18 protein-coding genes are annotated in these 23,917 nt (G+C 35.5%); 10 read left to right on the top strand and 8 right to left on the bottom strand.

Going from position 1 to position 23,917, the window contains the following annotated elements; all coding sequences use genetic code 11:
- Positions 1-41: 41 nt before the first annotated feature.
- The 3 genes from BMW37_RS04995 to pspA form a co-directional block, all read right to left on the bottom strand.
- On the bottom strand, positions 42-389 hold the full coding sequence (locus BMW37_RS04995) for a PspC domain-containing protein (RefSeq protein WP_093318283.1): 348 nt from the start codon (positions 387-389) through the stop codon (positions 42-44).
- The gene (locus tag BMW37_RS05000) at positions 386-781 is read right to left on the bottom strand and encodes a hypothetical protein (protein WP_093318285.1); all 396 of its coding nucleotides are present in this window, start codon (positions 779-781) and stop codon (positions 386-388) included. Before BMW37_RS05000 ends, BMW37_RS04995 begins: the two co-directional genes overlap by 4 nt.
- 69 nt (positions 782-850) lie before the next feature.
- Positions 851-1,513: a phage shock protein PspA gene (gene pspA, locus BMW37_RS05005; RefSeq protein ID WP_093318287.1), complete on the bottom strand. Its 663-nt coding sequence runs from the start codon at positions 1,511-1,513 to the stop codon at positions 851-853.
- Positions 1,514-1,963: 450 nt separating this feature from the next.
- Between pspA and pspF the strand changes: the two genes are divergently transcribed.
- The 6 genes from pspF to BMW37_RS05035 all read left to right on the top strand — a co-directional run bounded on the left by pspF (position 1,964) and on the right by BMW37_RS05035 (position 9,099).
- Positions 1,964-3,046 (top strand): phage shock protein operon transcriptional activator, encoded by a 1,083-nt coding sequence (gene pspF, locus BMW37_RS05010; RefSeq protein ID WP_093318289.1) that lies wholly within the window; start codon positions 1,964-1,966, stop codon positions 3,044-3,046.
- 149 nt (positions 3,047-3,195) lie between these two features.
- Positions 3,196-3,453 (top strand): helix-hairpin-helix domain-containing protein, encoded by a 258-nt coding sequence (locus tag BMW37_RS05015; protein WP_245711028.1) that lies wholly within the window; start codon positions 3,196-3,198, stop codon positions 3,451-3,453.
- 354 nt (positions 3,454-3,807) lie between these two features.
- Positions 3,808-4,299, top strand: a complete 492-nt coding sequence (locus BMW37_RS05020) for a YajQ family cyclic di-GMP-binding protein (protein WP_093318293.1) — start codon at positions 3,808-3,810, stop codon at positions 4,297-4,299.
- Positions 4,300-4,650: 351 nt separating this feature from the next.
- Positions 4,651-6,036, top strand: a complete 1,386-nt coding sequence (locus BMW37_RS05025; RefSeq protein ID WP_093318295.1) for a PTS transporter subunit EIIC — start codon at positions 4,651-4,653, stop codon at positions 6,034-6,036.
- A 34-nt stretch (positions 6,037-6,070) separates the two neighbouring features.
- Positions 6,071-7,540, top strand: coding sequence for a glycoside hydrolase family 1 protein (locus tag BMW37_RS05030; RefSeq protein WP_093318297.1), 1,470 nt, complete (start codon positions 6,071-6,073; stop codon positions 7,538-7,540).
- 182 nt (positions 7,541-7,722) lie between these two features.
- Complete coding sequence (locus BMW37_RS05035) at positions 7,723-9,099, top strand: hypothetical protein (RefSeq protein ID WP_093318299.1); 1,377 nt, start codon at positions 7,723-7,725, stop codon at positions 9,097-9,099.
- 204 nt (positions 9,100-9,303) lie between these two features.
- Here BMW37_RS05035 and BMW37_RS05040 read toward each other — a convergent pair whose 3' ends face one another.
- Both BMW37_RS05040 and BMW37_RS15800 read right to left on the bottom strand, forming a co-directional pair.
- Complete coding sequence (locus BMW37_RS05040; RefSeq protein ID WP_093318300.1) at positions 9,304-9,867, bottom strand: flagellin; 564 nt, start codon at positions 9,865-9,867, stop codon at positions 9,304-9,306.
- Between the two features lie 12 nt (positions 9,868-9,879).
- The gene (locus tag BMW37_RS15800) at positions 9,880-11,001 is read right to left on the bottom strand and encodes a flagellin N-terminal helical domain-containing protein (RefSeq protein WP_093318302.1); all 1,122 of its coding nucleotides are present in this window, start codon (positions 10,999-11,001) and stop codon (positions 9,880-9,882) included.
- Positions 11,002-11,582: 581 nt separating this feature from the next.
- Here BMW37_RS15800 and BMW37_RS05050 point away from each other — a divergent pair.
- The 4 genes from BMW37_RS05050 to BMW37_RS05065 all read left to right on the top strand — a co-directional run bounded on the left by BMW37_RS05050 (position 11,583) and on the right by BMW37_RS05065 (position 19,041).
- Positions 11,583-13,265, top strand: a complete 1,683-nt coding sequence (locus tag BMW37_RS05050; RefSeq protein WP_093318304.1) for a Na+/H+ antiporter — start codon at positions 11,583-11,585, stop codon at positions 13,263-13,265.
- A gap of 477 nt (positions 13,266-13,742) precedes the next feature.
- The gene (rlmKL, locus tag BMW37_RS05055) at positions 13,743-16,007 is read left to right on the top strand and encodes a bifunctional 23S rRNA (guanine(2069)-N(7))-methyltransferase RlmK/23S rRNA (guanine(2445)-N(2))-methyltransferase RlmL (protein ID WP_093318306.1); all 2,265 of its coding nucleotides are present in this window, start codon (positions 13,743-13,745) and stop codon (positions 16,005-16,007) included.
- A 40-nt stretch (positions 16,008-16,047) separates the two neighbouring features.
- On the top strand, positions 16,048-18,009 hold the full coding sequence (locus tag BMW37_RS05060; RefSeq protein ID WP_093318308.1) for an ABC transporter ATP-binding protein: 1,962 nt from the start codon (positions 16,048-16,050) through the stop codon (positions 18,007-18,009).
- Positions 18,010-18,375: 366 nt separating this feature from the next.
- Entirely contained in the window at positions 18,376-19,041 is a 666-nt protein-coding gene (locus tag BMW37_RS05065) for a hypothetical protein (RefSeq protein ID WP_093318311.1), read from the top strand.
- 609 nt (positions 19,042-19,650) lie between these two features.
- Here the strand turns inward: BMW37_RS05065 and BMW37_RS05070 are convergent.
- The 3 genes from BMW37_RS05070 to hemB form a co-directional block, all read right to left on the bottom strand.
- Positions 19,651-21,042: an ATP-binding protein gene (locus BMW37_RS05070; RefSeq protein ID WP_093318312.1), complete on the bottom strand. Its 1,392-nt coding sequence runs from the start codon at positions 21,040-21,042 to the stop codon at positions 19,651-19,653.
- A 310-nt stretch (positions 21,043-21,352) separates the two neighbouring features.
- Entirely contained in the window at positions 21,353-22,756 is a 1,404-nt protein-coding gene (locus BMW37_RS05075) for a YcjX family GTP-binding protein (protein ID WP_093318314.1), read from the bottom strand.
- A gap of 126 nt (positions 22,757-22,882) precedes the next feature.
- Positions 22,883-23,893, bottom strand: coding sequence for a porphobilinogen synthase (gene hemB / locus BMW37_RS05080; RefSeq protein ID WP_093318316.1), 1,011 nt, complete (start codon positions 23,891-23,893; stop codon positions 22,883-22,885).
- Positions 23,894-23,917: the final 24 nt, after the last annotated feature.

The raw sequence follows: 23,917 nt of genomic DNA on the forward strand, positions 1-23,917 counted from the left end.
AATTACACTAGCAGTGTTCTTAACTAGCTTTTAAAGCAAAATTACTTTAAATTTCTAAATTGTTTTTCAATATCATAAGCATTTGAAGTAACAAAACGTTCAATCTCATTTAAACGTTTTTTACTGGTTTGCAATTCTGCCTCTGCATTGTTTAACACACTTTTAAAGGGCTTTTTTCCATGCAGGCTAGCTTCATGGCCTGGTGCATCTTCAAGCACATACATCAAAATTAAATAAATTACTGTTGTAATAAAGAAAAAGCCAAAAAATAGAAATAACACAGCAATTAGTCTTACCAGTTTTGGCGAGACGCCTAAGAATCTTGCCACACCGGCACAGACTCCCCCAATAATGCCTTCATTACTGACCCTATAGAGTTTCTTACTCATAATTTCCTCCGCCAATTTCTTATGTTACTGTCCAAGAATGTTTCAATCTGAAAGATTTGATTGTCTAACTTCATAATACTATTTGATAACCGCTCTAATTCGTTCATTGCGCTTCTACTATCTGTTGGCACACTGAAAATGTCATCTTCACGAATTCTTGTAAAATGTGCCTCCGGAAAATCTTTTGCAATAATTGACTGCAAAGTCATTACCCGAGCTGCCGTTTCTCGGCGCTGCTTTTCAAGTCGCTTAAGGGCCTCTATATCTGAATCGTTAATATAACTTTCGCTATTTTTACTACTTTTCATACCAAAAATTAACGTTAACGGTATAACCACAAAAATGAGTATTGGTACTAATATCACAACCAAGATTACGCTAAAAATTGCCATAAGCCCTCCGTTCTAATGATAATTAATTTATGACTCTTAATGCGTGCTTACGCACGCATTAAGTTGGGCTTATACGCCTTGCATTTTTTTCTTTAACTCTGCAAGTTCATTTTCTATTTCTTCATTTGCTTGTAGTTCAGCAAATTCCGTTTTCAGATCTTTAGTTTTACCAAAGTTCATTGCTTCAGCTTCTGCATTCATATGATCAATTCGACGCTCTAATTGCTCAAAACGAGCCATAGCAGCTTCAGTTTTACCACTATCTAAACGTTTCCTTGCCTCAAGTGAATTACTTGCTACTTCTTGGCGTAGTGTTAACGTTTGTTGACGCGTTCTGGTTTCGGTCAATTTTTTCTCAAGTTCACTAATTTCACCTTTCATACGTTCAAGCGACTCTTCTAAATTAGCTAAATCTTTTTTAAGTACATTGACTAATTCAATAATACTTTGTTTTTCTAACAATGCTGCGCGGGCAAGATCTTCTTTATCGCGACGCAGCGCTAATTCAGCTTTTGACTGCCATTCAGCAGCTTGAGCTTCACCCTCTTCAATTTTGCGCTCAATTTGTTTTCTTTCAGCAAGTGCTCTTGCTGATGTTGTTCTAATCTCTACTAATGTATCTTCCATTTCTTGAATCATTAGACGCAGCATTTTTTCTGGATCTTCTGCTTTGTCTAATAATGTTGTGATATTCGAATTAATGATATCAGTAAAACGTGAAAATATGCCCATGATAGACTCCTTAAGATTGTTTTAAATTAGCTATGGCTAGCATCATACTTGTATTTGGCAATATTATTTTTGCCCAGTTATTTTATTGATGTCAAAAAGCGCTTTGCTGACACTAATCTTATATCAAAGATCGTGCCAACTTTTTTTTAAATCAGTTTCATCAATCACCTTAAAAAATAAATTCATTAACAATCAAATTAATAGCTGATTATCACAAGAGGATAAAAATTTAATCATATCGTTTAGCTCACTTTTTAAAGTACATATCCCTATTTCACTCTCTCGCATATTGGTAATTTAAACCATTAATTGGCTAAAATAGCCATTTTATGGTATATTTAAAATATATTACCACCCAAATAATGCAATGCTTCATTATGATGTTCGTGGATTCTCTTTATGAGGATGCTTCTACTCATATTCACACAGGATTTGACTCAAGGCTGACAAATGAATTTTAATGACTCTTTAATTGGTGAAGATAACGCGTTTTTAGCAGCGATAGAACAAACGTCTAAAGCTGCTTCTTTGACTAAGCCTGTATTAATTATTGGAGAACGTGGTACAGGTAAAGAACTCATTGCACAAAGACTTCACTACCTATCTAAGCGTTGGCAAGGGCCTTTTATTACACTTAATTGTGCTGCATTGAGTGAACAATTACTAGATTCAGAATTATTTGGACATGAAGCTGGTGCATTTACCGGGGCCCAAAAACGCCATCAAGGTCGATTTGAACGAGCCGATGGCGGCACGCTTTTTTTAGATGAGCTAGGTAATGCGCCAATGCTAGTTCAAGAGAAATTACTTAGAGTAATTGAATATGGCCAGCTAGAACGAGTTGGAGGCAGTCAGCAACTTAAATTTAATGTACGGCTTGTGTGCGCAACAAATGAAGATCTGCCAAAACAAGCTAAACTTGGGTATTTTAGGGCAGATTTACTCGATAGATTAGCATTCGATGTCATTCATCTACCGCCTTTAAGAGAACGCAGATCAGATATATTGCTTCTAGCTAATCATTTTGCAATTGCTATGTGCCGTGAATTAAGCTGGTCATTTTTTCCAGGATTAACCCAAAATGCAATAAATGAGCTACTTGGCTATGACTGGCCTGGTAATATTAGAGAACTAAAAAATGCCATTGAGCGATCTATTTATCGTCATGAAAATCAAGCAAGCCCTATTGATAATATTATTATTGATCCCTTTAAGCCACTTAAAACAAGTGTAATAAGAGAATTTGAAGCATCAACTAATCTAGACCAGCCCAACCTAGAACCAACAACGACACTCCATGAATCTAATGTTATATGTGAATCTAAACATCAATCATCCATACCCAATATATATGAAAAGAATACTGAGCGCCCCAAACAACTTCCTATTAACCTTAAAGATCACTTAGAGAAAATCAGATCTGAATATGTAGAGCTAGCCTTACAAACAGCGAAATACCATCATAAGGAAGCGGCGCAATTACTTGGTTTGACTTATGACCAGTTTAGAACTATTATCAGGAAAAAAATATAATCGCCGTATATTATTTAGCTAATCTAGTTGTTAATCATGATATTATCTAGCTGAGATTGCTCCCGGGTAAGCAATCTGCAATTTAGTATCAGATTAATCGCAATCAATTAGTTCTAGAGAATCTAGTATAAAATCTACTGGAGATAATTATGTTCAGTCAAGAAGATAGAGATGCATTGATGACCCTAAAGTACGTTGGGGAAAAGGTTATTGATAGACTTGAAGAAATTGGTTTTAGCAGTTTTGAACAATTAGCTGCATCTGATGTACAGTCCATTTTGAACGATGTTTCAGCTGCACTAAACAGCACTTGCTGGAAAAATAGTCCCCAAGCTAAAATGTCAATCACTAATATAATTGAGTATGCTAAACAAAATATTGATACACAAATCAAAGATATGTTATGAATATATTCACACCATTTAAATATCTGACATGATATTATTGCTGATACAACCTATAAGCCCATCTAAAGCTACTTAATTGATAAGCACCATCTGATTTTTTCGTTAAACAGTGATATAATAAGAAAATAGAATATAGCCATTTATTGTCTATATTAACTTGTTCCATTACTCACACGGCTAGTTTAAATAATGAGTATTAGCCAGCGTGTACTAGAAAACGATGTACAATTTAATATTCAACAAGGTAGATTGAAGTAATAATCTGATAATCTTAATCATAATTTTTGAAAATTACTTTGGTTTGTAAGTATTCTACTGCCTGAATTATAGTTAAATTTCTATTAGGAGTTATAAATGCCTTCATTTGATATTGTGTCGGAAATTGATTTACAAGAAGTACGTAATGGTGTTGAAAATGCCTTGCGTGAGGTCACCAATCGTTTTGATTTTAGAGGTGTGCTTGCACAAATCGAATTAAATGATAAAGATAAAACCATTAAAATTACAAGTGAGTCTGATTTCCAAGTAAAACAGCTTATTGATGTCTTAAAAGATAAACTACTAAAACGCGGAATTGAAGGCACAGCCTTAGAAATCCCTGAAGATTCAGTCCATAGTGGTAAAACTTTTAGCATAGAAGCTAAATTAAAACAAGGCATTGACACCCCAACAGCTAAGCTGCTCGTTAAAACTATCAAAGAGAGTAAAATTAAAGTACAAACTCAAATCCAAGGTGAGCAAGTGCGTGTAACAGGCAAGGCAAGAGATGATTTACAGGCAACCATTGCACTGATTAAACAAGCTGACCTAGGTCAACCATTTCAATATATTAATTTTAGAGATTAATCCATAGAACCTCACCATTAGCCTGCTTAACGAGATTTTGATTTTAATATTATTAATACAAAATCTCGTACTTATATAGAGTAAAACTATAAAAACTAGCCCTTTTATTTATACCAAATCCCACGCATTAAATTTATATTTTATTTTTTTAAATTACGTATTTAAATGAGATAATCTCATTTAATTGTATCGCCTGAAATATCAAATCAACACCAAAACAAGTAATTCACTTGAGTTAGTCCCTATTGTTAGCTCATAATAGCGAAATAACTTACTCTGACAGTTACTTTCATCCTAATATTTGATACTGATTAATCCAATTTTTATTTTATCCTTTAAGGAGGGTAATTCATGGCGAAAAATTATAAAAACATTGCATCTTCCATTCTCGACCATATTGGTGGGGCTGCGAATATCAGTAGTCTCGTACATTGTGCTACTCGGTTGCGTTTTAGCTTAAAAAACCAATCAGCTGCTGATATAGAAGCCATTAAAGCTATTGACGGTGTCTTAACGGTTGTTGTATCAGGTGGACAATTTCAAGTTATCATCGGTAATGAAGTCCCTGAAGTCTTTGCTTCGATTAACCTACTCATCAACTCTAATAGTCCAGGATTAGAAAAACATGCCAGCCAACCTACCGATGCGGATAAAAAAACCATTATGGGTAGACTAGTGGAAACAATCTCAGGAATCTTCGCTCCTACTCTAGGCGCTATGTGCGGTGCAGGGTTGATTAAAGGATTGATTGCTATTTTACTCATGACAAAAGTTTTAGACGAAACGTCAGGTACGTATATTATCTTATATGCTCTATCCGATGCGCTCTTTTATTTCTTGCCAATCTTACTTGGATATTCAGCAGCTAAAACCTTTGGTGGAAATGTATTTGTCTCAATGGTTTTAGGTGGCGCTCTAATACACCCTGCCATTAGAGATGTAGTAAGCGCTGGTGACCCAAAACAATTTATGATGTTTAATCTGACGCTGATTGATTACGGTTCTTCTGTACTTCCGATAATTTTTGCCGCTTATTTGAGCTCACATGTTGAACGTATACTAAATCAGATTTTACCTGCAGCAATTAAAAACTTCGTTGGTCCTATGCTGGCGATTTTAATTGTAGGACCGTTGGTGTTTTTATTAATTGGCCCAACCGCAGACTTCTCAAGTTTTTACTTAGCGACTAAATATCAAGCTCTTTATGCTTTAAATCCAACTATTGGCGGCGCAGTAATTGGTGCATTATGGCAGCCTCTTGTGATATTCGGCCTACATTGGGGCTTTATTCCAATTATTATTAATGACTATGCCACGGTCAAAACTAGTTTCTTAGATCCTATGACTCAAATCGCTGTGATGGGCCAAACTGGTGCTGCTTTTGGCATTTTAGTTAAAATGCTTCTTAATCGCGATACTAAGAATGCTGGTCTAACAGCATCTTCAACAGTTTCAGGTGTATTTGGCGTAACAGAACCAATTATTTATGGTTTAACCTTACCAAGAAAATCCCCGTTTATTATGGGCATTATAGGTAGTGCTGCAGGTGGGGCTGTCGCTGGCACGCTGGGTGTTAAAGGATACACGTTTGGCGCACTAGGAATATTTTTCTTAGCCTCAACCATCCCAGAAGAAGGCATTGGTGCCAGTTTTTATGCTGCTGTATTTGGTATTATCACGGCTTTTTCAATCAGTGCTATATTGACCATACTCACATACCGCCATAAAAAATCATAACTGGGTATATTATTTTATAATTAAGGACTTGACGATGAATAACAACACTAAATTGCGTATTTCAGATAGGGATTTTTCTAAACGTTTTCCTAAAAATTTTTTATGGGGAGGGGCAACAGCCGCTAATCAAATTGAAGGCGCGTATCTTACAGATAATAAAGGGCTGACTATTGCTGATATATTACCTGGTGGAAAAATAAGACTTGAGTGGTTAATGGAAGAAAGGCCACTTGAAATTTTAGCTGATACTCATACCTATCCAAACCACGTGGGAATTGATCACTATACCCATTATAAAGAAGATATTGCGCTATTTGCTGAAATGGGATTTCAGTGCTATCGTTTTTCTATCTCTTGGGCTCGCATATTTCCCACAGGAGAAGAACAACAGCCAAATGAAGCCGGATTAGCTTTTTATGATAGCTTAATAGATGAAATGCTAAAGTATGGTATTGAACCAGTTGTAACAATCTCTCATTTTGAAATGCCGTTACACTTAGCTAAAAAGTATAAAGGCTGGCAATCTAGAGAATTAATCTCACTGTTTGAACGTTACTGTGACGTACTTTTTACTCGGTTTGGTGATCGAGTAAAATATTGGATGACGTTTAATGAAATCAATAGTGCATTTATGATGCCATTGATGAGTCTTGGATTTTCAACAAGTGGCAATAATTTTCAAAACCCCAAAATATTCCAAGCGCTCCACCATCAATTTGTAGCAAGCAGCCTTGCTGTTAAATTAGCTAAACAAAAAATGCCTGAGTGTCAAATTGGTTGTATGATGATTGCAGCACCCTTTTATCCTTATAGCTGCGATCCTAAAGATATTCTGTATGCTTATGAAATCGAGAGAATTTGGAATTACTTTTGCTCTGATGTACAAGTACGCGGTAAATATCCGGCATTTATTGAACGTCATCTGTTTGAAAATGGTATTGATATTGATATTAAACCAGGTGATTTAGCTTTATTAGCTGAACATACCGTCGATTATATTGCTCTGAGTTATTATAATAGTTGCACTGAAAAATACCCAACAGGTAATGAAAATCGTGTTGGTGGTAATATGATGAGCGGAGTTGAAAATCCCTACCTGCCGACCAGTGAATGGGGATGGGAAATTGATCCAACTGGTCTTAGGGTCAGTTTAAATCAAATTTATAACCGCTATGAAAAACCATTATTTATCGTGGAAAATGGCCTAGGTGCTGTTGATACGGTTAATCCTGATGGTTCGATTGAAGATGATTACCGTATTTCATACCTACACTCCCATCTTATTGCAGCCAGTGAATCTATCAAAGATGGTGTGGATTTGATGGGCTACACTATGTGGGGCTGTATTGATCTTGTCAGCGCATCAACAGGTCAAATGAGCAAACGCTACGGCTTTATCTATGTTGATAAACAAGATGATGGTACGGGTACTTTTGCCCGCAGTAAAAAGAAATCATTTGATTGGTACAAAACAGTCCTCCAAACGAATGGTGAATCTTTGTAAATTGTCACTTTTTTAATGTATGGATACTTAATTGGAAGTCATCGTATTAGGTATCCATAATCGAGCTAAATTTGCGTAATGAGTGCCTGTAAATGATTTCTCTGCATTGCATATGTGAGCTTTAGGTTAAAGATTGACTTGTTCTAACATATATCTAATTTTTCGAAAAAAGGAATTGAATGATGTTCAATTTTATTAAAAACTTATTTGATCAAATTTTCCCGTTAAAAGATGATCCAAGACGAGCTATGGAACTTGTATACCAGCATACTATCCGTTTTGGTAAAGCGATAACACCTATTATCGCCGTAGAACAACAAGATGAAATTGGTATTGCCTACCAATTAAATAATGGGCTGCAAAATTATTACTCTGATGAAGTGAATCAGACGCTAATTGAACTTGGTTTAGATCCAAGTCTTGTCACAGAAAACCAACTTAAACAATATGGTTCTGAATTATTTAAAGCGGCCGTGAGATCTATGTTATCAGACTGCGGACTTTTTTATGAGGTAACGTCAAGCAGTGGGCGATCTATTGTTGAAGCCTTTGATTCTCACTTGATGAATCATGATTTAGATTTTTCAACCCTATTTCCTAATCATACAGAATCTTCAATGGCGGCAATGAGCGCAGCTAAAGCTCTGTCTCTCTATATTGATGCATTAAAGCAATATGGTATCTTACCAATTGCCATATCACTTAAAACTGGCTATCTTTTAAGTACAATTAAAATAGATAAATCTCCTGAATTAGAGTCAATTAAACAACAATTCGGTATTGAGCTAGGAATAGAGCCTTTCTTGCATCCCCTATATTATGAGAGCCTTAATGTTCAAACAGACGATGATGAGAGCATTCAAAACAACGCACCACAAGATGAGTCAGATTCTGAGATAGATAATCATCCTACCTTAGCAAATACACCCCATTTTTTCGATGATTTACCTAGTTCTAAATTAGCTGCTCTTTCGTTTATGCAACAGATTCGAAAAGCGCATGATGATCTTTATCCATTACTTGCTCTATCAACGAGTGAAATCAATGAGTTTCATTTGGCCTACCTTGAAGTAAGAACAGATATTTTTACTGAAATTGAGAATGATGTTTGGAATTACTTGCTTCATACCTATCAATCTATTAATGATACTCGCCTAGAGTCATTAACTGACGAGATGATTAATGCTTACTTAAATGAAAATACCCTTTTCATGCAATTAAGCAATTTTATGATATCTATTCCCTATTCAATTCAGATTGATTTAATGGATGCTTTTACATTAATTGAAGAAGTCATAGGAAGACTCGAACAGCAAAACATTGCAATTCCAGCAAAAATCCTCGCTCTTTTAGAAGAAGCAGAAGAATCGACACATTACGAATCACTCATGACACAATTACAAGCAATTTTACAGAGCCTAAGGATGTCGCTTGTGATGTTTGAGACAGGAGAAGATCACTCCTTTTACTTTTTGGTTAAACAAACAAACCTGGACCAAATTTTAGAGTTATCACGTGTGGGCCTACTTTCTGTTCATCAGTTCAAAGGTAGTTTATGATTGAATAGGAGCGATATTTCATATAGGTATATTCACAGTTATTTCACTATGAATATACCTATATAATGCATGGATTAACCATTTATTGAAACTGAACGGTCTAGATTTGTTCATAGAGTAAGTTTGTACTTTTTGTTATTCAAGCGTAGAACGTCCTTGTGAATAAGCATGTGCTACAGTTGAATAACAAAAATTTAATCCCTTTTATTTTAGTAATTGAAGGACTAATTCAGGGCTTTGATTTGCTTGACTCAAAACTGACATTCCTGCTTGTTGTAGTATTTGAACGCGGCTCATATTCGAAACTTCAACTGCATAGTCAGCATCTTCTATTCGGCTTCTTGCGGCTTCTAAATTGATTTTTGAAGTTGAAATGTTTTGCATTGTCGATTCTAATCGATTCATCACCGCCCCTAGCTCGCCACGATATTCATCAATTTTTTTCATGGCACTATCAAACTCTTTAAGAGGCATAGCAGTTTTTGCACTGACAGATTCTCCACCTACAGAGAAAATCGCATCTCCTACATCGATAAATAACTCATCAAAAGATCCAGTAAGATACAAGGGAGTGACTCGAATGTATAAAGTAGAAGGTGATGGAGATGTGGTAAAAAATGTGATTTCATCTAATCTATCAGTAATATGCCAGTAAACATTTTGTCCTTCATAAAAGCCTAATTCATTTGCTTTGTCTGAGGCAATAAAATTAAGCACATATTTATCGTCTATTTTTCGCACCCCAACATTAGGTGCAACTTTAAGCATAGCAGTCGATATCTATTCTGAAACAGCAAAGCCATTTGACCCAACAGGCCAGGGAAAATTATAGCTAAAACGAATGGGTTCAGCTAATGAGTTAATCAGACTTGGGGCTAAATTAGGCAAGATAGAGAGTAATTCAGCTTTAGTGAAAGATTCAATCGCAGCGTCATCTCGAATAAGATTAAGGCCATTATTGGGAGCATTAACAGCAATTTCGGTAGATATTTTACCAAGTATTATAGAATTCATATTATCTGGTAATTTAACTGTAAATTCACCATTTCCCTGATAATCTCCTTTTACAACTTTGATAAGTAAAGATGTCTTTGGTGTATTATCTGTTGGTATTCTTAATGCTTTAAATTTCTCATCATTAGGTGATACTACAGGTTGGCTTATGTCAACTTTCATATAATAATTGCCATCACCGCCATGATAGAGCTTTTGATCTGTATTTAGTGCATCAGCCGTAAGTCCACTGCTTTGGGCGTATGTTGTGATTGCATCTTGCGCGCTTACATCACTGATTTTCAATTGATTTGGCGACAATCCACTATGGCTAGTCAATTCATCAGCTTGCTCTTGGGTAAGCGATTTAAATTCATCTAATCCATTAACATTGAAATAATGTATTCCGAGCTCTTCAGTACGCATAGCTCTAGTCTTAATCGATACAGTCTCGTTATCATTCACACCGGTCTGTAAGGTTAAATTACCATTGCTATTGAGCACTGTTTTACCATTAAATTGTGTTTGCTCGACAATTCTATCAATCTCATCTAAACGCATACGTATTTCAGCTTGAATAGTATTAAGATCCTCTTGGCTGTTACTACCATTTTTCGCTTGGACTGTTAATTCTCGAATCCTGTGGAGATTACTATTTGATTCAGATAATGCCCCTTCAGTTGTTTGAGCAATAGAAATACCATCTGATACATTACGTTTTGCTTGGGCGAAACCACGAATATTCGTCGTCAACCGATTGGCAATCCCTTGACCAGCCGCATCATCTTTTGCACTATTTATCCGTAAACCAGATGCAAGCCTTTCAATAGCGGAGGCGAGTCCTCTTTTTGAAATAAATAAATTATTATTTGCTACTATTGATAAAAGGTTAGTATTGATAACAGCCATTTTTAATTCCCTAGAAAATACACATTACACAAATAAAGTGTAAAAATTCATTAATAAATCAATTAGTTATAATAATCTCCATTATAACAATTAAATATAAAACTGTAACCATCATGTGAAAAATTAATTAAAACTGTAAACTTATCAACAAATGCACCTTGAAATATTAAAATATGATTCAGGCATAATAGTAGTTTTAAAAAATAAACTAAAAAATCGGGTGCTCACTGATATTAAACAATTGAAAAAAATTGAAATATACGTTTAAGATGATATACAAATAAATACTCTCCCCTAAACACATCTGAAATAATAATTTTATACTATTGATAAAAAATTAAAATATTTACTTTTACACACAAAAAATCGAATGAGTTAGTTAAATCATACTTGTTCGCTCTTAGTGTATTAAATGAATCATCATGAAAATGATATTAAGAAGTGAGCTGCTTTATAATTTTTTGTGACCATTTGTAATGTTATTTAAACCTCAAAATGCTATAATCAAGACATAAATAAATAACATAACCGATTTACAGCTTAACTCAATATGTCATGAAATCAATGCAACAAGGCAATCAATGAGCATTCTTTTTACTATCATTCTATTACTATTTGCTGTTGCCGTTTCTTCGAGCATCGTTAAGATTCTGCCCTTTAATTTTCCTGCACCTCTGCTCCAAATTATAATTGGTGCAATTATTGCTCTGCCCCCTTTTAAAATCGATATCGTGCTTGAACCTGAAGTATTTCTTTTCATTTTTCTACCGCCGCTTCTATTTACCGATGGTTGGCGTTTCCCTAAAAAAGAGTTCTATTACCTAAAAAGACCTATTCTAGCCTTAGCGATTGGTCTAGTCTTTTTTACCATTTTATTGGTGGGCTATTTTATTCATTGGCTCATCCCCATCTTATCGCTTCCTATGGCATTCGCATTAGCAGCTGTCTTATCCCCAACAGATGTTGTAGCTGTGAATGCCATTAGTGGGCAAGGAAAGATTCCTTCTAAATTGAAATTAGTGTTAGAAGGAGAAGCGTTACTCAATGATGCAACTGGATTGGTTGCATTTAAATTTGCATTAATTGCAGGCGTTACTGGTGTCTTTTCATTACCTAATGCATCAGCGCAATTTGTATTAGTTGCCTTAGGCGGGTTTATTATAGGGGCTTTTGTCGCATGGTTTATGTGTGCGGTACAACATCAACTCGCCAAGTTTAGTCATGATGAGCCAGGTATTCAGGTCATTGTACTATTATTAATCCCGTTTATTGCCTATCAATTTGCTAATTTCGTTCAAGTCTCGGGAGTACTTGCTGCTGTCGGTGCTGGAATGGCAATGACTTATAGTCAAAATATTAATAAAACGTCAACAGCATCAAGACTCTTAAGTAGTAGCATTTGGACTATGCTAGAATTCGTGTTAAATGGTCTAGCTTTTATTTTATTAGGCTTGCAACTACCTAAAATTTGGTACAAAATCTATGTTAGTGAAATAGATAGTGGGGTTACTTCTATTTGGCAATTAGTGCTTTTCGTTGTAGCGATCTATATTGCAATGTTAATTCTTAGGTTTTTATGGGTATTTGTTGCCAATCGTATAAAAAATCAAGACTTTACAACTAAACCTGAACTTCCAAAAATTCCAGTATTACTGACTGCAACGTTTGCAGGTGTAAGAGGCGCGATTACCCTAGCTGCAATCATGGCTATTCCTTTTATCGCTAGTACTGGGGCACCATTTCCTAATCGTGAACTGCTAATTTTTATTGCAAGTGGCGTGATATTACTTTCTTTAATTGTCAGCAGCATCGTTCTACCAAGAGTCGTTAAGCATTTTGTGGAGCATGTCACAGATCCGATTCATCAAGAGATACTTTATGCCAATAAACTTCTCTCTGAAGAAGCGATTGAAGCCATCAAACAGCATCAAGAAAAATTAAATGAATTCATTCAAGATGAAACTGAATTAGAGGCGATTAACAAAGTCGCTGATAATTTAATTCAAATTTACGAAAGAGAAAGTAATTTAACAGAATCTGAGATTGATAAAACTAGATTAGCTGTATGGGCTCACAGTTATGAAGCACAATTACATATCACAGCGATTAAAGCAGAGCGTAAATTGCTCGATAAACTGCATTTACAACACAAAATCAGTGAACCCACATTTAATCAATTATTAAGAGATATGGATCTAAGAGAGACATTAAGTGAATCAAGACAGCAACGACAATTCTCTGAAGTGCCTAATCATGAAAATTAGGCTGGGTATCATTATAATTGTGTTTTCATCCTGACAGTACCCTTTAAAATAGGTATTAGTTTCATCTGCATTATGATGACTGATTGAGATAACGATAAGATGGGAAGAGGGATTAGTATGCTTAAGTCCCCCCTAGCACTATTAACTTTCTTTTTTCATCAATACTAAGTGTCGTTATAATCTATACGAGTAATCATTTATATTCAATTAGGACTACTCACTTTCGCTATAATATTTTCCAGTCAAACATCATGATATTTTGCTTTTTATATAACGCTCAAAATCGCGATTTTTATTCTAAATCCTACTCTACACCTCTGTAATATGAACAATCTATCGTTCTTATTATCAATACCCTACTCACTGATTGCACTTGTCGCACCGATTGAAATATCGCATAAGCAAAGAGCGTGCTATAATCTATTAAAGTAATGCAAGTTATTTGCTTGCAAACACATTTAACTTTTAGGAATAGACATGCAAACATTTTTTGCCACCTGTGCTCGTGGTTTTGAAGAGCTATTAAAACAAGAACTTGAATCTTTCGGTGCACAAGAGTGCAAGCTTACTCAAGGCAGTGTATATTTTTCATCTTTATCAAAAGAAAATAATGAATCCCTGGCATTAGCATACAAAAGCCTATTACATACTCGTTTTGCTTCAAGAATATTACTCCCTCTTAAGACAGTACCTGCATATGATGATATGACCTTGTATCTTGGCATCAAGCAAATGGACTGGCCAAATATTATAGCGGAAGATGCAAGCATGGTAGTGCATTTTACAGGTGAAAATGAAGAAATTAGGAATACTCAATATGGCGCGCAGAGAGTTAAAGATGCCATCGTTGATAGATATCTACAAGATAAATTACCAAGGCCGCATATTGATAAAAATGACCCAGACATTCGTGTTCATATTTATTTAAACAAAGATGAAGCACATGTTTCTTTAGATCTCAGTGGTGAAGCATTGAACCAAAGGGGGTATCGTACACAAACAGGCGCAGCCCCCTTAAAAGAGACATTAGCAGCTGTAATAGTAAAACGCTCAGGATGGCAGGTCACAACCCCATTAATTGATCCATTTTGTGGTTCAGGCACGCTTCTGATTGAAGCTGCTATGATAGCATCTAATATGGCAGCTAATTTATTAAGACATCATTGGGGCTTTTTTGCTTGGAAAGGCCATAACCCTGAGATTTGGCAATCAGTAAAACAATCAGCACTAGAGACAGCTAATTTAGGTAGAGAGGCCTTAATTAAACAGTGTGAATCTACAGGTCCATTATTTTTTGGATTTGATAATGATCCGGTAATGATAAAGCATGCATCTAAAAATGCAGAACAATTAGGATTAAGAGGGGTATTTGAGTTTCAAATTGCTGATATTACAGAGTTGAGCAATCCGATTGTCGTAAATACATCTGATGAACCAAGCCACCAGATAACAGGAACCCTATTAATGAATCCTCCCTATGGTGAGCGTTTACACAGCGAACCTGAGTTGATTGCGCTTTATAGTCAAATTGGACTGCAAGCTAAATCTCATTTTCCAGGTTGGCAGTTATCTGTCTTTACTTCATCAGATATGTTATTAAGCTGCTTACAATTAAGGGCAAGCAAGCAATTTAAAGCCAAAAATGGTCCGCTTGAATGTATACAAAAAAATTATGCATTAAGTAGTAAGAAAAAAGCGGTTGATTCAAATAATAACAAGCAATCTCATTCGGATTCTAATGCAACTTCAAATATTGACAAAACGATTCAATCTGAATCAAATAGAGCAATTATTGCAGTGGATTTTGCTAATCGCTTGAAGAAAAACTGTCAAAAATTAGATAAATGGGCTGCTGCTGAGGGAATTGAATGTTATCGCATTTATGATGCTGACTTACCAGAGTATAATGTGGCCATAGACCGCTACGCTGAATATGTCGTGCTTCAAGAATATGCTCCGCCTAAAACAGTCGATGAGCAAGTCGCACGTAAAAGGCGATTTGATGCGATTAATACAACTTTGGCTGTACTTGAACTGTCACCGCAGCAACTCATTTTAAAAACGCGTGAACGCCAATCTGGTCAAAAACAATATAACCGCATGGCCCAGAAAGAAAACATGATTGAAGTGAATGAATATCATGCTCAATTTTGGGTTAATCTAACGGACTATTTAGATACTGGCTTATTTTTAGATCATCGTCTTGCACGAAGAATGCTGGGCGAGATGGCGAAGGGAAAAGATTTTTTGAATTTATTTTCCTATACGGGAAGTGCCACGGTTTTTGCTGCTTTAGGTGGAGCGAAAAGTACCACTAGCGTAGATCTCTCAAATACCTACTTGAACTGGGCGGAACGTAACTTGCAACTAAATGGTATCAGTGGTAGACAACATCAACTGATTCAGGCTGACTGCTTATATTGGCTCTCAGTCATGCAAACTGAATTACCACAATATGATTTAATTTTTGTCGATCCCCCTACCTTTTCAAACTCAAAAAGAATGCATGAGTCTTTTGATGTACAACGTGATTATATCGAAATATTACAAGGCCTTAAGGCTTTACTTCGCCCAAATGGAACGATTTTATTTTCCAATAATCGCAGAGGGTTTAAGCTTGACAATGAAGCAGTGAACACAATTGGTTTTAACGCAACAAATATTACTGATAAAACACGTTCATTAGATTTTGCACGCAACAAACACATTCACCAAAGCTGGCTAATTAAACATAACGATTAACCCACTTTGTTTTTAAACTTGATTTAAGGAAGTATTATTCATGTCATTAATTAGTCTTTCAGGCGCCTATCTTGCATATAGTGATGCCCCTTTATTAGATAATGCTGAACTCCATATTGAAATGGGAGAGCGCGTGTGTATCGTGGGCCGTAACGGTGCGGGTAAATCCACGTTGATGAAAGTCATATCAAAGGAACTTGCATTAGATGATGGACGCATCATCTATGAAAATGAAACCGTTATTGCAAGATTGGAACAAGATCCGCCAAGGCACATCAGCGGTACCGTATTTGATTATATTGCAGAAGGTGTATCAGAGCAGGCTTCTCTTCTCAGTCGTTATCATGCTGTCTCGCATGAAGTGGCAACAAATTACAGTGAAGCATTAATGGATACGTTATTTGAACTTCAGGCCCAATTAGATCATCATAATTTATGGAGCTTAGAATCGAGAATCAATGAGGTTATCTTACAACTAGGGTTAGTTGCAGATGCTGAGTTATCCTCTCTCTCTGGTGGCTGGATGCGTAAAGCCGCGCTAGGTAGAGCCTTAGTGAGAAAGCCAAATGTATTATTACTTGATGAACCGACAAACCATCTTGATATCACTACTATTGAATGGTTAGAACAATTTTTGAAAAGCTTTAATGGAGCCATTATTTTCATTTCGCATGATAGGGCTTTCATTCGTTCAATGGCAACGCGGATTGTTGATTTAGATAGAGGTGTTTTGACAAGTTGGCCTGGTAACTATGAACTTTATCTGGAGGGTAAAGAAGAACAATTACGTGTAGAAGCCTTGCAAAACGCTGAGTTTGATAAAAAATTAGCTCAAGAAGAAGTTTGGATTCGCCAAGGTATCAAAGCAAGAAGAACACGTAATGAAGGCCGTGTTAGAGCACTAAAAGCCTTACGTAACGAGCGGGCCGCTCGCCGTGAAGTGCTCGGTAAAGCGAATTTAAATGTCAATGAAGCAACGCGCTCAGGTAAGATAGTATTTGATTTAGAAAATGTCTATTTTGAGCGTATTGATAATCAAACAGGAGAAATGAGGCGTTTTGTCGATAACTTTACGGCTAAAGTCTTAAGGCAAGATAAAATTGGACTCATTGGCCCTAATGGTTGTGGTAAAACAACGCTAATCAAATTGCTTTTAGAAGAACTCAAGCCTACATCAGGTCGTCTACATGTTGGAACAAAACTAGACGTTGCATATTTTGATCAATACCGCGCTGAACTTGATCCTGATAAAACCGTGATGGATAACCTCGCTGAAGGTAAACAAGAAGTCCTTGTTAATGGCAGGCCTAGGCACGTCTTAGGCTATTTACAAGACTTTCTATTTCCACCTAAACGTGCGATGACACCAGTTCGAGCATTATCAGGCGGCGAGCGTAATCGTCTATTACTAGCAAAATTATTTTTAAAACCAAGTAATTTACTCATACTGGATGAACCTACTAATGATCTGGATGTAGAAACATTGGAATTGTTAGAAGAATTAGTCGATGGATATCAAGGTACCGTATTACTAGTCAGTCATGATAGGGAGTTTATTGATAGTTGCGTTAGTGAATGTTGGATATTCGAAGGTGAAGGCAAAATCAGTTCTTTTGTCGGTGGATATTATGATGCTCATCAACAACGAACACAATCTATTGCAGCTAAGGCTGAATTAAATAACCAATCGAATGCAGCTGAGAAATCAAATAATAAGATTAACGAACCCAAAAATACAGTTCAAGCAAAAAGCCAACAACCTGCTAACCAAACTAAACGTCGCTTAAGTTTTAAAGAGCAGAAAGAGCTTGAAATGTTGCCAGCTGAATTAGAACGGTTAGAATCTGAAATTGAAACACTTAATGAGTTGGTAAGCGCAAGTGATTTCTTTTCAAAACCACACACGGAAACAGAAGCGGCGTTGAAACTACTTGCTGATACACAAGCTGCTTTTGATAAAGCTTTTAGTCGCTGGGAAGAGTTAGAAGCAAATGGAATTTGAATTACACTTCCCTAAAGGGAAGTTTTTTGTCGTCATAGTTGATTAACATCTATCAGTTCTTACAAGAAAATCAAGTAATTGACGGTATTCATCAGTAATGTTAGTTGACGTCAGCCTGTCAATTAACTTGATCATTAGATTTTAAGTAAGTGACTTTTTCTTGAGTGACATGCCGATTACGGTAATTTTTGCCTTGAGTGTGCCTTATCTTATCGACAAAATGCATAAAGTACACAAATCGATAATGTTGTTTGTTCTACTGAATCACAAGGTAAAAATTAGCAAATCGTAAAGCATGGGTAGATGGCTGCTATTTAAGCATAATACCATCGGTGATCCAAAATCATATTTTAAGGAAAGCATATCATGAGTATTGAATCGATAAATAAGCGGATTTATGATCTCAATGGCGTGATTTTATCTAATAACGTGCAAACGCATCAAAATCCATTAATGGAGCGAATGTTAAGTATTGAATTTAAATTTGGTTTTTATCTAAAACCAGTAGATACTCCATGGGCGAAAGCACATGAACAGGAACCTATTGTAGATATAGGGGATTTTATTGAACCATTAATGCCTTTATATTTAGAAAATCAATCACTCTTTTTTCAAAAAATAGTTGATAATTATTTTCCTGATAATCAGCTTGATTGTGAACGTTGCGGGCAGATACATTGGCTACCTAAATTATTTACCCCATTAACTATTGGGAGTGGTGACTATGAAGAGTGGATGTGGATGTTTACTGATGAAGCAATAGATAAAATCAAAGCTTTTTTTCAAACGGAAGACAATATTGAATTTTTATTACTAGCCACATCAGATGGTTATCCTGATACTTATTTTATTTCACTCTCTGACCAAAATATCAATAATCCTACCATATATGGCACAGATAGAACCGGGTATTTTTCTGAAATCGATGTGATTGGGTCTTTTGAAGAATTTCTTAATCAATTATTTACCCAAGATGAATTAATCCAAACCATAAAAACAGCGCTAGATAATTGTGAGGAATCATATTTGTAATCTAAGAAGTTCAATACGTGATTGTTCAGTTTTTGTCTATGAATAGTGAGCGACACCGTCTCTGTTACACTAAGGTGTTTGACAATAGCTGCTCTTGTCAATAGACATTTTAATTGGTCATTAACAGATTGCAGTAGGAAGAAAGAACTAGATATTTTCTGATACCCCAAAAGGTGCTGATGCAAGCGTGTTAATTTTTAACTTAATGCCTAACAAATCAAGTCAATCCCTATGAATGGCTTACTCATGTCTTTACATAATTACCACAACGTGAAACGAGTGCTAATATAACAGACTTAGCGCCATTTAATTACGCAAAAGAAATAGCAGCTAAAAATGTCAATGTGTAGTTAAATTAGCGCTTACCTTGAAAGCATACAGCCCTTTTAAAAGAACAATTTCGGATAAAAATTACCGAAAAAGTGTTATTGTAACGATTATATGACACTGCGTCGTTAAAAAGCCAAATACCACATTTTAACGAAGCTATTAACATTTCCTAATAGTTAACGTTCACAGCATGCACGTAAAATGGGATAGAGTATCAATATTCGTTAAAGCACGAATATTTGAATCTACTTCCTGATTGCTAATGGGAATTACGTAATCTTAATGCTGTTGTTTCTGTAAGGTTAGGAAATGTTTATTTAGTATGTGTTCCATATTATCTAATGCATAACATTCGAATGAAACATCATATTTGGGTAAATTTAAAACAGTTAATGCTTGATTAGCCTTTTGAATTAACTTAGTTTTATTAAAATGTTTTAATTGTCTTTTGACTTCAATAAATTCAATAGTCTTGTTTAAATCATTTATTGCAATCAGGTCGATTTCATTTTCCCCTTTTCTATCCCAGTATCCACCAATTCTATTATATTGCTTTGATTCAACTAAAATTGCTTTAAATAAATCTTCAAGTGCCTTACCTGAAAATTGATGAAAGTCACGCTTAATCATTGCTTGAACATACTCAAAGTTACCAATTTCAATCGCTGACCAATTTGCATAGATGAATCTAAACCAAAACATTAAAAATGGATCTTTAATTTGATATCTGATATCCCTAGAATTGTCTTTCGAAGTAATTGGTCGAACCTTATCGATAATATTAAACTCTAAATCTAATACTTGTAAATGTGGACCTATCCCCTCTTTTAAAAAATCTTCTATGCGTGTTCGGGTGGTATTGCCTAATGATATTGCATGCAGAATTGAGAAGTAAATTCTATGTTGCTTACCAAATTCCTCTATCAAGCGATGCATTCCTTCATTAATCAATGGAGAACCATGATTAATTAATTTTTCTAAAGGATCTGTTTTCAATAGGCATAACCATTCTAAATATTTAGGGATCCCACCACTCAGCATCCACCACATAAGATAGTTATCTGGTGTGTATATGTTGTTATCATGCATTATTTGTTTAATGTAGTATGGTGTTAAAGGTTTAATGTTTATGAAGTAATCATGTCTATTAAATAAGGGTTCCTGATTATTTTGGAATAAATTGATCATCATACTATAGCGTGAACCACAGCAGATTAGATGAATTTTTGATTCGCTCTTATTAGAATCCCATAGGTTTTGCAAGTCTGAATATAATCTGTTATCAATAAATGTGATATCTTGAAACTCATCGATTGCAAGCAATAATGGTTCCGATTTAGCATACTCAAACAAAAATTCAAATATATCTCTTAAAGATTTTGGTGCGAAAAATTTAACCTTAAGTACGTGAATGATGAGTTCGGTAAATTCAGTTACCAATTGATTTTGACTTTTTTTAGAAATGAAAAAATAAAGGTGTTTGATAGGCTTTTTATTAGTATTATCAGTCTTTACGCACTGAATTTGTTTTATATGCTCTTTGATTAATTTTGTTTTACCAACTCGCCGCCGACCAATTATTACAGTCAAACGCCCTTTTGTTGTGGCTACATTTTGGGTAATAGATGTAAGTAAATCCAGATGTCCATAGCGATTATAAAATTTGTCCATAAATTACTTCCTAATAAAATTGTCCCTTACTTTTGTAATAGATCATTATTATGATCTACTAGTCAATGTATATGATTTAATATATGATTTTAATAATAAAAATTACTGTAATATAAATTACCGTAACTTTTATTACAGTAATTTATCAGGGTATTATGATACCTGCTTTGTAGTTAAGATGGTGGTAGGCCGACCAGTAGCGGCTAGCAAGAGCAGGCATTAAATCAGCCCTAACTCATCAAGGTTATTGAACATTAATTTTGCACTTCTAAGGCGTGTTTTAAAACCCTTGTAACAGCTATTTCTTTAATTATTTCAGCTTATCACCTAATAAATATTCAATAGCACTATCTAATCGGATATGAGGGAGATAATCATGTTTCTCAAGTTTTGGTGGTGCAAATTGCACAAAGTTGAATTGTTGAGATTGCCAAAATTCACCATTAGGGCAGTATGGGGGAACATCTCCAGGAAAGAGAGTAACACTCTGGTTAGACTCAGTATCATAGCCCTTTATGACAGGCGTAATGTGGGAGCCCTTAGTTAACTTTCCTTGGATTGTTGCTCTAATAGAAGCGATAACTTTACTGTCTATATCAATACCAGAAAATCCAATATTTGATTTTGCGTCTTTGACGAGTGAATTAAGTAACTTAAGTAAATTAGGTTGTTGACAGCTAGTAATATGATCAGCTTTAGTGGCTGCAAATAAAAGTTTATCAATACAAGGTGAAAATAATCGACGCAGAATATGGCGCTTTCCATAGTGAAAACTATCTAAAATTTGAGTCAAAGAAAACTCTAGAGAATTAAAAGCCTTCTGACCTTGATTTAAAGCTTGTAAACAATCTATTAGCACAACTTGCCTATCAAATTTTGAAAAATAGTTTTCATAAAAAGGTTTGATAATTGAATGGCAATACTCTTTATAACGTGTTTGAAGCTTATGGAGTAGACTTTCTTTAGGCGGAGAGAGCCAATCACTTTCATTAATCGCATTTTGATGAATTGGCCAAGGAAAGAAAGCTAAAACAGGCGCATCTTGATACTCTCCTGGTAACACAAAACGACCGGGTTGGATAAAATATCCCCCTTGTTTTTTTGCTTCATACAAAAGATCGGTATACTCTTTGGCTAATAATGCAACTTCTTCATCACTCATAGGATCAAGTAAATTCACTTTACTCAACTTATCTAACCATGGCTTGTAATTAACTTGATGCAACGTTGTTTGATGATGAGTGAAAAATGTTTCTGACCAGCTCTGGTAGGTTTGTGAAAGCATAGGCAAGTCAAGCAACCATTCGCCAGGGTAATCGATAATTTGTAACTTTAGTGTTCCAGTTTGCTTAATAAAACGTGTCATGCCTGTTTTAACTTGGTATTTTAGGACCAAGTTAATCTCACTTACTCCACGAGTAGAAACTGGCCATTTGGGGTCATCAGCATATAAATTTGACATTGCTTCGTCAAAAGCAAAAGGTGGGACGGTTAATTTTGATTGTGCTGCTTTTTTAACACCAAGTAACCTACCATCAGCATAAACCGAAAGCAACGGCAATTGCTGGCTTTGAGTCGCATAAATTAATTGATGTACCAGGCTTGTAATAAAAGCGGTTTTACCACTTCGGCTTAACCCTGTTACTGCTAAACAAATATGGTTATCAAGTGTTTTATCAATAATTTGTTGTGTTTGTCTAGTAATAAAATTCATTGTGCACTCTCATTAAATTACATCCATGTCTAGACAAGTAGGTACTTTGCCAAACTATACGGTCTTATTTTGCCAACATCCAGCGAAATACCCAATAATTATCATCTTGAAGTCATGATTACAATTTTATTTAGTTAACGGATTATTCAGCCATGTTGCGACATCTTTAGCAAAATAGGTCAAAATTCCGTCTGCACCAGCACGTTTAAAACAGAGCAGTGATTCCAATACAACAGACTGTTCATCTAACCAACCCTGTGCAAAAGCAGCTTTATGCATAGCGTATTCACCAGATACTTGATATGCGAAAGTAGGAACCTTAAAAGTCTCTTTGCAGCGTCTCACAACATCTAAATAAGGCATACCTGGTTTAACCATGACCATATCTGCGCCTTCTTGTATATCAAGCGCGATTTCATGCATTGCTTCATCGCTATTAGCGGGATCCATTTGGTACGTTTTTTTATTACCACCTTTTAAATTACCGCTCGAGCCAATTGCATCTCTAAAAGGGCCATAGTAACTTGAGGCATACTTTGCAGAGTAAGCCATGATCTGGGTATTAACAAATTGTTGTTGTTCTAGCCATTGACGGATAATACCGATACGACCGTCCATCATATCACTAGGGGCAACAATATCAGCTCCCGCTGCGGCATGGGATAACGCTTGGCGCACAAGTACTTCCGTTGTGATATCATTTACAACATACCCATCTTCATTAATAATCCCATCTTGACCATGAACAGTGTATGGGTCAAGCGCAACATCAGTGATAATACCAAGAGAAGGAACAGCCGTTTTAATCGCACGCACGGCACGTTGAACTAAACCATCGCTGTTATAAGATTCTTCAGCAAGTAAACTTTTTTTATCTGCTTCAATCACTGGAAATAACGCAATAACAGGAATTCCTAATTTAGCAAGCACTTCTGCTTCTTTAACTAATAAATCAATACTCATTCTACAAATACCAGGCATAGAGGTAATAGGTTGGCTAATACCCTGCCCTTCAATCACAAATACCGGATAAATTAAATCATTAACTGTTAATTGATTTTCAGCCATTAATCGACGACTAAAATCATGATAACGCATTCTTCTCATACGTTTAGCGGGAAATTGGCTCATATTCATATTATTCTCTCTTATGGATTACGT

Source organism: Thorsellia anophelis DSM 18579, from assembly GCF_900111395.1.
GTDB lineage: Bacteria > Pseudomonadota > Gammaproteobacteria > Enterobacterales > Thorselliaceae > Thorsellia > Thorsellia anophelis.